At 68.4% G+C, this 12012-nt stretch carries 10 protein-coding genes, 2 tRNA genes and 1 pseudogene; 7 read left to right on the top strand and 6 right to left on the bottom strand.

The features are described 5' to 3' along the window. The 4 genes and pseudogenes from CVO76_RS06485 to pepN form a co-directional block, all read right to left on the bottom strand. Positions 1–214, bottom strand: a pseudogene (locus CVO76_RS06485) (hypothetical protein); the annotation flags it as partial. Further along, a complete protein-coding gene (locus CVO76_RS06480) occupies positions 211–843 on the bottom strand; it encodes a mechanosensitive ion channel family protein (RefSeq protein ID WP_208741318.1) in 633 nt (210 codons plus the stop codon). The gene CVO76_RS06480 and the pseudogene CVO76_RS06485, both read right to left, overlap by 4 nt. Positions 844–967: 124 nt before the next feature. Then, positions 968–1468, bottom strand: a complete 501-nt coding sequence (locus tag CVO76_RS06475; protein ID WP_208741316.1) for an OsmC family protein — start codon at positions 1466–1468, stop codon at positions 968–970. 70 nt (positions 1469–1538) lie between these two features. Beyond that, positions 1539–4091 (bottom strand): aminopeptidase N, encoded by a 2553-nt coding sequence (gene pepN, locus CVO76_RS06470; RefSeq protein ID WP_208741725.1) that lies wholly within the window; start codon positions 4089–4091, stop codon positions 1539–1541. Positions 4092–4300: 209 nt separating this feature from the next. Between pepN and CVO76_RS06465 the strand changes: the two genes are divergently transcribed. Together CVO76_RS06465 and CVO76_RS06460 are read left to right on the top strand one after the other, a co-directional pair. Next, positions 4301–4771 (top strand): ribose-5-phosphate isomerase, encoded by a 471-nt coding sequence (locus CVO76_RS06465; RefSeq protein ID WP_133080637.1) that lies wholly within the window; start codon positions 4301–4303, stop codon positions 4769–4771. Next, positions 4764–5642, top strand: a complete 879-nt coding sequence (locus tag CVO76_RS06460) for an Fpg/Nei family DNA glycosylase (RefSeq protein WP_133080636.1) — start codon at positions 4764–4766, stop codon at positions 5640–5642. The genes CVO76_RS06465 and CVO76_RS06460 overlap by 8 nt, the downstream gene beginning before the upstream one ends. A gap of 97 nt (positions 5643–5739) precedes the next feature. Here CVO76_RS06460 and CVO76_RS06455 read toward each other — a convergent pair. Next, positions 5740–5810, bottom strand: a tRNA-Gly gene (locus tag CVO76_RS06455). Between the two features lie 114 nt (positions 5811–5924). On the opposite strand from CVO76_RS06455, the gene CVO76_RS06450 reads away from it, so the two are divergent. From CVO76_RS06450 to clpX, 5 genes are all read left to right on the top strand, one after another. Then, positions 5925–5998 (top strand) — tRNA-Pro (locus CVO76_RS06450). 69 nt (positions 5999–6067) lie between these two features. Continuing rightward, positions 6068–7588 carry a trigger factor gene (gene tig / locus CVO76_RS06445; protein ID WP_208741314.1) on the top strand — a complete coding sequence of 507 codons (1521 nt, stop codon included), beginning with the start codon at positions 6068–6070 and terminating at the stop codon, positions 7586–7588. Positions 7589–7840: 252 nt separating this feature from the next. After that, positions 7841–8467 carry an ATP-dependent Clp protease proteolytic subunit gene (locus tag CVO76_RS06440; RefSeq protein ID WP_279628600.1) on the top strand — a complete coding sequence of 209 codons (627 nt, stop codon included), beginning with the start codon at positions 7841–7843 and terminating at the stop codon, positions 8465–8467. Positions 8468–8507: 40 nt separating this feature from the next. Further along, entirely contained in the window at positions 8508–9182 is a 675-nt protein-coding gene (locus CVO76_RS06435) for an ATP-dependent Clp protease proteolytic subunit (protein ID WP_208741312.1), read from the top strand. 164 nt (positions 9183–9346) lie between these two features. Further along, positions 9347–10639, top strand: coding sequence for an ATP-dependent Clp protease ATP-binding subunit ClpX (gene clpX, locus CVO76_RS06430; RefSeq protein ID WP_133080633.1), 1293 nt, complete (start codon positions 9347–9349; stop codon positions 10637–10639). 64 nt (positions 10640–10703) lie between these two features. On the opposite strand, the gene CVO76_RS06425 is transcribed toward clpX, so the two are convergent. After that, the coding region (locus tag CVO76_RS06425) for a glyceraldehyde-3-phosphate dehydrogenase (protein WP_208741310.1) at positions 10704–12012 on the bottom strand (1309 nt) is incomplete at its 5' end.

Below are 12012 nucleotides of genomic sequence, written 5' to 3'. Positions count from 1 at the left end.
CTATGTCTGCACCCTCCGCCCCGCCGATCGCCTCGTAGAAGTTGTCCGTGTACTGCGGCTGGCTGAACTGCTGCCCCGCCACGACGAGCCGTTCGGCCGGTAACGGGGGACGGACGCCGGAGACCGGGAGCGGGAGGCCGGGAGCGGGAGGTACCTCGCCCTGCGGCCTGTTCTCGCCCGGGGAAGCTGCCCCGTCGTGCTCGCTGGTGCTCATGCCCGTCCCTCCGTAGCAGCGGCAGCGGGCGCTGCCCCTTCGGCCGGCGGTGCCACGTAGTCCCCCTGCGACCGGTTGCCCACCTTCGTGATGTCTCCGTTGCGCACGTACCAGATGGCTCCGTCGGCATCGACCATCCGGGTGATCCGGAGGCCGAGGGACTGTACGACGCCCACCGTGTCTCCTACCTCGATGGTGTCGCCGATCCCGTACTGGTCCTCGATGGTGATGAAGAAGCCGAGGAAGGCGTCACGGATGACCTCCCTGGCACCGAAACCGATCGCGATACCGACGATGCCGACGCTGGCCAGGATGGGACCGATGTTGAAGCCGAGGGTCTCGATGGCCATGAGGATGGCCACGATGGCGATGGTCCCGGCGGCGATGCTCGACATCAGGCCGCCGATCGTCTCGGCCCGCTGCACGCGCCGCGCGCTGTCGAACGGGCGGAGGGCCGGCTGCGCCCACTTGAAGTGCGGCTTCTTGAAGACGCTGTAGCCGTCCTGGACACGCTTGACCGACCGTGCGATGAGGAAGCGGACGACGAGCCACAGGAGGAGGGCGCCGATCAGGATGATGACGGCGCCGATGACCTGGCCGCCGTAGCCGAGGGAGGGAAGGAATGTCATGTTGTCGCTTTCGTGCAGGCGCCCGGGTGAGGTCCGCTCGGGATCATCGGTCGATGACCGGGGCGCGGGGACGCCTTAACAGGCTACAGCGACGGCAGGGCGGTCCCACGAGGTGGTGCGTCCCTTACCCCTGGGCGCCCGCGGTGCTGCTCGAGGGGCCTGCCGAGCTCGGCTCGTGGTGCACCGGGAAGTCGAGGGACCGCGCGATGAAGCACAGCCGGTTCGCCTCCGCGTGCAGGGAATCGGCCAGGGCGGTCTGGGCGGCGTCGGCCACCTCCACGTGCGGGTGCAGCGTGATGCCGGTGAACTCCCCGCTGCCGTCGCTGTTCAGGCGCAGCGTGCCGGTCGCTGCGTCCCGGTATCCGGTCACGACGACGCCGGCCTTCACCGCGACATGGAGGTAGGACAGCAGATGGCACTGGGCCACGGCGGTGAGCAGCAGCTGTTCGGGGTTCCACCGGTCCTTCGACCCGTGGAAGGTGGGATCCGCGGTGCCGGCCAGGGATCCGGGCCCGTCGACCTCGATCTCGTGGTCACGGCTGTAGGACCGGTAGCCGGAGGTCCCCGAGCCGAGGTTGCCCGTCCAGCGGACCCGCGCCGAGTAGTGGTGTTCCTGCAGGTTCATGGATCCAACCTAGTACGCGGCGCGGGCCCGGACACGGGGAGGAGCGGTGTCCTCCCCGTGCCGGGGCCGCCTACCTGTCCGCGGCCTGCGCCGCGAGTGCGCGCACGACGCCGTCCCGGCTCTCGAGGATCAGGCGCCGCAGCGACGGCGAGTCGGTCCCGAGTCCCGCCAGGAAGGCGTCGGTCCGCTCGAGCGTCGCCGGCGTGGTGAGCAGCGAGGGGTAGAGCCCCACGACGATCTGCTGGGCGATCTCGTGGGTACGGGTGGCCCAGACCTCCTGGATCGACGCGAAGTACCGGTCGACGAACGGTTCGAGGAGGGAGCGGTCATGGACCCGCGTGAACCCGGAGATCATCGAGCGCTGGGTGGCGTTCGGCAGGTCCGTCGCGTCGACGAGTGCCGCCCAGCCCGCTTCCTTCGCCTCCGGGGTCGGCAGTGCGGCCCGGGCCGCTGCTGCCGCGAGCTGCCCGGTGGCCGTCGAGTCGCGGCGCAGTTCCGCGTCGATGCCGGCCTCGCCGGAGCGCCCGCCCACCACGAGGCTGGTGAGCAGCTCCCAGCGCAGGTCCTGGTCCACGGTGAGGCCCTCGGGGACCTGCGCGCCAGTCAGCATCGCCGACACGGTGTCCAGCTGGGATGCCGTGCGGGCGTGCGCCGAGAAGGCCCTCGTGAACTGCAGCTGGGCGTCGGAGCCGGCATCGGCGGCCAGGGCGAGCTCGAGGAGGCTGTCCGCGGCAGCGTCGCCCATCGCCTCGCGGTCGTCGGGGTTGACGTAGAACGCGAGGGTGGAGGCGAGCTGCCGGAGCAGGACCAGGACCACGGAGGAGTCGGACTCCGCCCCGATGTTCTGCAGGACCAGTTCGACGTAGTCGCGGGCGGCCGTCTCGCCGTCGCGGGCGGCGTCCCAGGCCGACGCGAGCACGAGCGTACGGGGGAGGGAGTCGCGGAAGTCCTTCACGTGCCGCACGGAGGTCTTTAGGGAGGCGGGATCGAGGCGGATCTTCGCGTACGCGAGGTCGTCGTCGTTCAGCAGGACGAGCGCCGGGCGCGCGAGGCCCACGAGCTCGGGCACCTCGGTGCGCTCGCCGTCGACGTCGAGCTCGAGGCGGTGGACGCGCACCAGGGCGCCGTCGTCGTCATGGTCGTAGAAACCGACGGCGAGCCGGTGCGGGCGGATGGTCGGGAAGGCCTCGATGGCCGTCTGGAGGATGGCGAACGAGGTGATGGTGCCGTCGTCGTCCGTCTCGAACTCGGGGCGGAGGGTGTTGACGCCGGCGGTCTCGAGCCAGAGGGCCGACCACGCCTGGAGGTCCCTGCCGCTGGCGGCCTCGAGTTCCGAGAGGAGGTCGGCCAGTTCCGTGTTCTGCCAGGAGTGCTTGGCGAAGTACTGCCGCACGCCCTGCATGAACTCCTCCTGCCCCACCCACGCGACCAGTTGCTTGAGGACGGAGGCGCCCTTGGCATAGGTGATGCCGTCGAAGTTCACCTGGACGTCCTCGAGGTCGTTGATCTGCGCGACGATCGGGTGCGTCGAGGGGAGCTGGTCCTGGCGGTACGCCCAGCCCTTCTCGAGGATGGCGAAGGTCGTCCAGGCCTGCTCGAACTCCGTCGCCCTGGCCGCGGCCAGCGTGGACATGAACTCGGCGAAGGACTCGTTCAGCCAGAGGTCGTTCCACCAGCGCATCGTGACGAGGTCGCCGAACCACATGTGGGCGAGTTCGTGCAGGATCGTGATGGCACGCCGCTCGACGGTCGCATCGGGCACCCGCGAGCGGAAGACGTAGGTCTCGACGAACGTGACCGCGCCCGCGTTCTCCATGGCGCCGGCGTTGAACTCGGGGACGAACAGCTGGTCGTACTTCTCGAACGGGTACGGTGCGCCGAACTGCTCCTCGAAGAAGGCGAAGCCCTGCCGCGTCAGCGCGAAGATGTTCTCGGCATCCATGTACTGCATGAGCGACTTCCGGGCGAAGACGCCGAGCGGGATGGTCCTGCCGTCGGAACTCGTCAGCTCGCTGCGCACGGACTGGTACGGGCCCGCGATGAGGGCCGTGACGTAGGACGACAGGACGGGCGTGGGCTCGAAGTACCACGTCGCGCAGGCGCCGCCGTCCGCGCCGGCCCCTGCCTGGACCGGTTCCGGCGTGGTGGTGTTCGAGATGACGTCCCAGTGCGACGGCGCCGTGACGGCGAAGCGGAACGTCGCCTTCAGGTCCGGCTGCTCGAACACGGCGAAGACCCGCCGGGAGTCGGGGACCTCGAACTGGGTATAGAGGTAGACCTCGCCGTCCACGGGGTCCGTGAAGCGGTGGAGACCCTCGCCCGTGTTCATGTAGAGCATGTCGGCCTCGACGACGAGCCTGTTGGTGGCGGCCAGCACGGGCAGCTGGATCCGGACACCGTCGGCGACCTCCGCCGGGTCCAGTTCCACGCCGTTCAGCTCGACGCGGTGGACCGTGTCCGTCACGGCGTCGATGAACGTCGAGGCGCTCTGCTGCGCGTCGAAGGAGATCACCGTCGTCGATCCGAACACGCGGTCGCCGCGGGTCAGGTCGAGGGTGATCTCGTAGGAGTGGACAGTGAGCAGATCGGCGCGTGTACGAGCTTCGTCGCGCGTCAGGTTCAGACCGGGCAAGGATCGCCTCCAGGGTGGTGTGCGGGTGCTCGCAGGTGACCGCGGCGTTTCGTATTCTCTCAGACGACCGGGCGCCGGCGTGAGGGTGGCCCGGTGCGCAGCGGGTCCGGACTAGGCTGGAAGGGTCCTGCCACGCTGGGCGGACGTATCCCGCAGCCACCGCCGGCTCTTCCCGGCGCCACGAGAAGGAACAGATCGCCATGCGCGTCCACCTCGCCACCGACCACGCCGGCATGGAGCTGAGCGCCCACCTGCTCTCCCACCTCACGGCGGCCGGCCACGACGTCGTCGACCACGGTCCGACGTCCTACGATCCCGAGGACGACTACCCCTCCTTCTGCATCGACGCCGCGCAGGCCGTCGTCGATGATCGCGCAGCGGGGACCGAGGCGCTCGGGATCGTGCTCGGCGGCTCGGGGAACGGTGAGCAGATCGCAGCGAACAAGGTACGCGGGGTCCGGGCGGCACTCGCCTGGAACCTCGACACGGCGCGCCTCGCCCGCCAGCACAACGACGCGAACGTCATCGCCGTCGGCGGCCGCCAGCACTCCGTGGAGGAAGCCACCGGGATCATCGAGGCCTTCCTCGCCGAGCCGTTCAGCGGCGCCGAACGGCACAGCCGCCGGATCGGCCAGATCGCGCGCTACGAGGAGACGGGCAGCGTTGCCTGAGGGCCACTCGGTCCACCGGCTGGCGCAACAGTTCTCGTCCGTCTTCGTCGGCGAGACGCTGGCCGTGTCCAGTCCGCAGGGCCGCTTCGCCGCGGGCGCGGCGCAACTCGACGGCGGCACCCTGCTCAGCGCCCTCGCCCACGGGAAGCAGCTGTTCCTGCGCTTCGACAACGGCCGCGTGCTGCGCGTGCACCTCGGGCTGTACGGCGCGTGGACCTTCGGCGGGGACGCCACGTTCCGTGGGGCCTCGAGCATCGGAGCGCCCCGCCGCGTGGGGGAGTCCGAGCAGCCGTCGGAGGGCGGTCCGACGGCGTATGCGGGACCACCGGAACCCGTGGGCGCTGTGCGTGTCCGGTTCGTGTCCGAGCACGGCTGGGCCGACCTCCGCGGGCCGACCGCCTGCGAGGTGATCACGACCGCTGACGAGACGACGGCCCGCGCGAAGCTCGGCCCGGATCCGCTCCAGCCCCGGCCGGACGGGTCGGCCTTCGTCGCGAAGGTCCTGTCGAGCATCACGCCCGTCGGGATCCAGCTCATGAACCAGGCGGTCATCGCGGGGATCGGCAACATCTACCGCGCCGAGGTGCTGTTCCTGCAGGGCATCAACCCCTGGCGCCCGGGGAAGCAGCTGAGGGAGGACGAAGCGCTGGGGATCTGGGCCGACACCGTCCGGCTGATGAGGGACGGCGTGCGCGAGGGCCGCATCATCACGACGACGGTCGAGGCCCGTAACGGGAGGCCGAAGCGATCGGCTCCGAACTACGTCTACAAGAGGACGGGCGAGCCCTGCCGCCGGTGCGGGACCACGGTCCTCAGTGCGGAGATGGCCGCGCGCACCGTCTACTGGTGCCCGTCCTGCCAGCCGGACTGACGCCCCCGCGGCCGCCAGGCGGTGTGCTCGAAGCGGAGTACTTAAACAGGAACACCCGGACGAGGAGTCCGGGTGGGCCGCTTCACAGCGGAAGGAGAGGGGATGACGGGAATCGAACCCGCGTAATCAGTTTGGAAGACTGAGGCTTTACCATTAAGCTACATCCCCGCAGCGGGCCCCTCTCGGGACCCCGTGGAACGCATATAACTACACCACAGCTGCCGCGCGATCGCCAAATGTGCGCGGTGGACGTAAAGGTGCGTAGACTGACACTCGCACTTACGGGGTGTAGCTCAGCTTGGTAGAGCGCCTGCTTTGGGAGCAGGAAGTCGCAGGTTCAACTCCTGTCACCCCGACTCTGTCGTGTGATGAGGAAAGTGCCTCCGCTGCAGAACCAATCCCAATCATCTCAGGAGTCCTACGCTGTGAAGAGCGCTGTTGAAACCCTTTCCCCCACCCGGGTGAAGCTGAACGTCGAGGTTCCCTTCGAGGAACTGAAGCCCAGCATCGACGAGGCCTACAAGACCATCGCCACCCAGGTCCAGGTTCCAGGGTTCCGCAAGGGCAAGGTTCCGCAGCAGCTCATCGACCAGCGTGTCGGCCGCGGCTACGTGATCGAGACCGCCATCAACGACGGCCTGAACGGCTTCTACCAGAGCGCCGTGCAGGAGACGGGAATCCGTCCCCTCAGCCGCCCCGAGGTCGAGATCACCGAGGTCCCCGATCCTGCGAAGAAGGATGGCCAGCTCACCTTCACCGTGGAACTGGATGTCCGTCCCGAAATCGAGCTGCCCGACTACAAGGGCATCGAAGTCACCGTCGAGCCCGTCGAGGCGTCCGACGAGGACATCGAGAAGGCGATGGATGAGCTGCGTGGGCGCTTCGGCACCCTGGCCGCCGTCGACCGCCCCTCCAAGGACGGCGATTTCCTCACGATCGACCTGACCGCAGCGGTCGACGGCGAAGAGGTCGACTCGGCGCAGGACCTGTCCTACCAGATCGGCTCCGGCACGATGCTCGAGGGTATGGACGAGGCCGTCACCGGGCTGTCCACGGACGAGACCGCGATCTTCGAGACCAAGCTCGCCGGTGGTGAGCACGCCGGCGCCGACGCCCAGGTCACCGTGCTCGTCAAGGCCGTCAAGGAGCGCGAGCTCCCCGCCGTCGACGACGAATTCGCCCAGCTCGCCTCCGAGTTCGACACCGCCGAGGAACTGCGGGCCGACCTCGCCAAGCAGGCCTCCGAGTCCAAGCTCATGGACCAGGGCGTCGAGGCGCGCGACAAGGTTCTCGACCGTCTCGTCGAGCTCGTCGCCGTGCCCGTCCCGGCCAGCGTCGTCGAAGAGCAGCTGGAGCAGCACTTCAACGGTGAGAACGCCCACAGCGCCGGCGAGGACCACGACACCGAGGAGCACCGAGCCGAGGTCCGCACCAACACGGAGCGCGCCTTCCAGAACGAGGTCATCCTCGACGCCGTCGCCGAGAAGGAAGAGGTCGGCGTCAGCCAGAGCGAGCTGATCGACTACATCGTCTCCACCGCCGGCCAGTACGGCATGGAGCCGAACCAGTTCGCCCAGATGCTGGACCAGAGCGGCCAGGTCCCGATGATCGTCGGAGAGGTCCGCCGCCGCAAGGCCCTCGCCAAGGTCCTCGAGTACGCCACGGTCACCGATACCAGCGGTGCCGCCGTCGACCTGAGCGAATTCGTCCGTCCCGCCGGGGACGACGCCGAGACGATCACCGTCGACGACGTCGAGACCGAGCAGGACGCCGTCGAGGGCATCGAGGCTGGCGAGTCGGAGACCGCTGAGGCTCCCGAGGCTGCAGAGGCTTCCGAGACCGCCGAGGCTTCCGAAGCCGCAGAGGCTCCTGAGGCAGCCGCAGAGGCCGAGACCGAAGCAGCTCCGAAGAAGAAGGCACCCAGGAAGAAGGCCGCCACGAAGTAGCCTTCCTCCGCAGCGCCGACAGCGGTGCCGCAGCCTCCGGGCGGCGGCACCGCTGTCTCGTTAAGCGCTGCCGGAGCCGTTTCCAGGCCCCCGCGAAGCGGCTCCCGGGACCCCGCCCGCCACCGTGCGCCGTCAGCGAACAGTTCGCGGTGCGGGAGCAATTCACCGCCGCAGCGGGTTAGTGTCCAAGGAGAGACAAACGGACGGGTCGGCCGAAGTGGCAGCGGCCCGCCAGAGTGAGAGGTTAACGCAATGGCAACCGAACCAAGTACCCCGAGCATGGCCGGTCCCGAGATGGGCGGACGTGACGAGTACATCTACACCCGGCTCCTCAAGGAGCGCATCATCTGGCTCGGTTCCGAGGTCCGCGACGACAACGCGAACGCCATCTGCTCGCAGCTGCTCCTGCTGTCGGCCGAGGACCCCGAGCGCGACATCTTCCTCTACATCAACTCCCCGGGCGGCTCCGTGACCGCGGGCATGGCCATCTACGACACGATGCAGTTCATCCCGAACGACGTCGTCACCGTCGCCACGGGCCTCGCCGCCTCCATGGGGCAGTTCCTGCTGTCCTCGGGTACGAAGGGCAAGCGGTACGCGACGCCCCACGCCCGCATCCTGATGCACCAGCCCTCCGGCGGTATCGGCGGAACGGCCACCGACATCCGCATCCAGGCAGAACTCATCCTCCACATGAAGCGCGTCATGGCCGAACTCACGGCGGAGCAGACGGGCCAGACCGTCGAGACGATCCTCAAGGACAATGACCGCGACAAGTGGTTCACGGCCCAGGAAGCCCTCGACTACGGCTTCTTCGACCACATCTCCGCGCACTCGGGCTCCGTCGCCGGCGGCGGCGGCACCGAGCAGAACGCGTAGTCCGCAGCAGCCTTCCACCAGTCGTCCTACAGGAGACACCATGAACCACGATTTCCAGGCAGCAGCGGGATCCACGGCGCAGAACCTGCCGACCAGCCGCTACATCCTTCCCCAGTTCGAAGAGCGCACGCCGTACGGCTTCAAGCGCCGGGACCCCTACACGAAGCTGTTCGAGGACCGCATCATCTTCCTCGGCACCCAGGTCGACGACGCGTCCGCGGACGACGTCATGGCGCAGCTGCTCGTGCTCGAGTCCACGGACCCCGAGCGCGACATCACCCTGTACATCAACTCGCCCGGCGGATCCTTCACCGCGATGACGGCGATCTACGACACCATGCAGTTCATCCGGCCCGAGGTGCAGACCGTGTGTCTCGGCCAGGCTGCCAGCGCCGCGGCCGTCCTGCTGGCTGCAGGCGCACCCGGCAAGCGCCTCGCGCTGCCGAACGCGCGCGTGCTGATCCACCAGCCCGCGCTGTCCGGCGGCCAGGGCGGGCAGGCCTCCGACCTGGAGATCCAGGCCAACGAGGTCATGCGCATGCGCACCTGGCTCGAGGACACGCTGGCACTGCACTCGGGCCGCACGGCCGAGCAGGTCAACATCGACATCGAGCGCGACAAGATCCTCACCGCCGCCGACGCCGTCGAGTACGGCCTGGTGGACGAGGTCCTGACCTCGCGCAAGATCACCCCGCCGAAGATCAACACGCCCTAGTCGGCAGGGCGGATCCGATGGCCCAGGGGGCCGTCGGATCCGCCCGATCGTCCGGTCATCGCCCGTGGCGCCGCAAGGCACCACGGGCATTTTGATACCGGCTACCACGGCCATGTGGCCTAGAGTGGTTCTAGCAATCGCGTAATACCTAAGGGGATTGAACCATGGCTCGCATTGGTGAGAGCACGGATCTGCTCAAGTGCTCCTTCTGCGGGAAGAGCCAGAAGCAGGTGCGGAAGCTGATTGCCGGCCCCGGCGTGTACATCTGTGACGAGTGCATCGACCTGTGCAACGAGATCATCGAGGAGGAGCTCTCCGAGGTGGCCGATCTCGGTACGTTCGAGCTGCCCAAGCCCCGTGAGATCTTCGACTTCCTGCAGGAGTACGTGGTGGGCCAGGAGCCCGCGAAGCGTTCCCTCGCCGTCGCCGTCTACAACCACTACAAGCGCATCCAGTCCGGCAGCGGTCCGCGTGCGGCGGGAACCCTCGCCGATGCGGCCGAGACCGAGGACGTGGAGATCGCCAAGTCGAACATCCTGCTGATCGGCCCCACCGGGTGCGGCAAGACCTACCTCGCCCAGACCCTGGCACGCAGGCTGAACGTCCCGTTCGCCGTCGCCGATGCGACGGCACTGACGGAGGCCGGTTACGTGGGCGAGGACGTCGAGAACATCCTCCTCAAGCTCATCCAGGCCGCCGACTACGACGTGAAGAAGGCCGAGCAGGGCATCATCTACATCGACGAGATCGACAAGATCTCCCGCAAGAGCGAGAACCCCTCGATCACGCGCGACGTCTCCGGCGAGGGCGTCCAGCAGGCGCTGCTGAAGATCCTCGAGGGCACGGTGGCGTCGGTGCCGCCGCAGGGTGGGCGCAAGCACCCGCACCAGGAATTCATCCAGATCGACACCACGAACGTGCTGTTCATCGTGGCCGGGGCGTTCGCGGGGCTCGAGGAGATCATCGGGTCCCGGGCGGGACGGAAAGGCATCGGCTTCGGCGCGCCGCTGAGCTCCCTCAAGAACGAGGAGGCGAGCTACGGCGATGTCATGCCGGAGGACCTGCTGAAGTTCGGGCTGATCCCCGAGTTCATCGGCCGACTGCCCGTCATCACCACCGTCACCCACCTGGACCGTCCGGCGCTCATGCAGATCCTGACGGAGCCGAAGAACGCGCTGATGAAGCAGTACCAGAAGATGTTCCTGCTGGACGGGGTCGAGCTCGTCTTCGAACCGAAGGCGCTCGAGGCCATCGCCGACCTCGCCCTCGACCGTGGCACGGGCGCCCGGGGACTGCGCGCCATCATGGAGGAGGTCCTCCTCCCCGTCATGTTCGACCTGCCGAGCCGCGAGGACATCGCCACCGTGGTCATCACGGACGACGTCGTCGCCAAGCGGGCGGAGCCCACGCTCATCTCGCACGAAGTGGTCGCGAAGCGGCGGAACAAGTCGGCCTGACCCCGCGGCGGACAGCGACCCGACAGGAAAGGCCCGGCCGATCGGCCGGGCCTTTCCTGTGTCCTCAGGCCATGGCGCCCGCGGTGGCTCCGGCGTCCGCCTGCGGGTAGCTCGGTGGGTGGACGGCTGCCATCTCCTCCATGACGCGGACGACCTGGCAGCTGTAGCCGAACTCGTTGTCGTACCAGACGTAGAGGACGAGGTGGATGTCCTCGGCGATGGTCGCGAGGCCGTCGACGATGCCGGCGCGGCGGGAGCCGACGAAGTCGGTGGAGACGACTTCGGGGCTGTCGATGTAGTCGACCTGCTTGCGCATGCCCGAGTGCAGGGACATCTCCCGCAGGTAGGTGTTGACCTCCTCCTTGGTGGTGCCCTGTCCGAGGGTGAGGTTCAGGATCGCGATGGAGACGTCCGGGGTGGGCACGCGGATGGAGCTGCCGGTGAGCTTGCCCGCGAGTTCGGGCAGGGCCTTGGCGACGGCGGTCGCGGCGCCGGTCTCGGTGAGGACCATGTTCAGGGCCGCGGAGCGGCCCCGGCGGTCGCCCTTGTGGAAGTTGTCGATGAGGTTCTGGTCGTTGGTGAAGGAGTGCACGGTCTCGACGTGGCCGTGCACGACGCCGTAGCGGTCGTTGATGGCCTTCAGGACCGGGGTGATGGCGTTGGTGGTGCAGGACGCCGCGGTGATGATCCGGTCGGTGTCTTCGATGGTGCCGTGGTTGATGCCGTGCACGATGTTCTTCAGTGCGCCTTTGCCGGGTGCGGTGAGCAGGACCTTGGCGACGCCGGTGCTCTCGAGGTGCTGGGAGAGGCCCGCCTCGTCGCGCCAGCGGCCGGTGTTGTCCACGACGAGGGCGTCGGTGATGCCGTAGGCGGTGTAGTCGATGGAGGCCGGGTCGTCGGAGTAGATGACCTGGATGCGGGTGCCGTTGGCGGTGATGGTGTTCGACGCCTCGTCGACCTGGATGGTGCCCTCGAAGGATCCGTGCACGGAGTCGCGGCGCAGCAGGCTGGCGCGTTTGGTGAGGTCGTTGGCGGAGCCGCGGCGGACGACGATCGCGCGCAGGCGCAGGCCGTGGCCGCCGCCGGCCTTCTCGATGAGCAGGCGGGCCACGAGCCGGCCGATGCGCCCGAAGCCATAGAGGACCACGTCGGTGCTGGTGCGCTCGTCGTGCCCGCCCTGGCCGACGATGTCGGCGAGCTCGGTGCGCAGGAACTCCTCCAGGGAGCGTTCGTCCCCGGCGGCGGTGGAGGCGTCGTAGGACAGTCGCAGGCGCCCGATGTCGATGGCGGCGGCGCCGAGGTCGAGGTCGGCGAGGATCGCGAGCATGGGGGCGGTATCCTCGAGGCGGAGTTCCTCGGTGGTGATGCGGCGG

This window comes from Arthrobacter agilis, assembly GCF_002953615.1.
Taxonomy (GTDB): Bacteria; Actinomycetota; Actinomycetes; order Actinomycetales; family Micrococcaceae; genus Arthrobacter_D; species Arthrobacter_D agilis_B.
This window is presented reverse-complemented; position numbering and strand designations above follow the sequence as displayed.

Coding starts and splice junctions, on each gene's coding strand:
- CVO76_RS06480 (WP_208741318.1), bottom strand. CDS start 843: ATGACATTCCTTCCCTCCCTCGGCTACGGCGGCCAGGTCATCGGCGCC.
- CVO76_RS06475 (WP_208741316.1), bottom strand. CDS start 1,468: ATGAACCTGCAGGAACACCACTACTCGGCGCGGGTCCGCTGGACGGGC.
- CVO76_RS06465 (WP_133080637.1), top strand. CDS start 4,301: ATGCGCGTCCACCTCGCCACCGACCACGCCGGCATGGAGCTGAGCGCC.
- CVO76_RS06440 (WP_279628600.1), top strand. CDS start 7,841: ATGGCAACCGAACCAAGTACCCCGAGCATGGCCGGTCCCGAGATGGGC.
- CVO76_RS06435 (WP_208741312.1), top strand. CDS start 8,508: ATGAACCACGATTTCCAGGCAGCAGCGGGATCCACGGCGCAGAACCTG.
- clpX (WP_133080633.1), top strand. CDS start 9,347: ATGGCTCGCATTGGTGAGAGCACGGATCTGCTCAAGTGCTCCTTCTGC.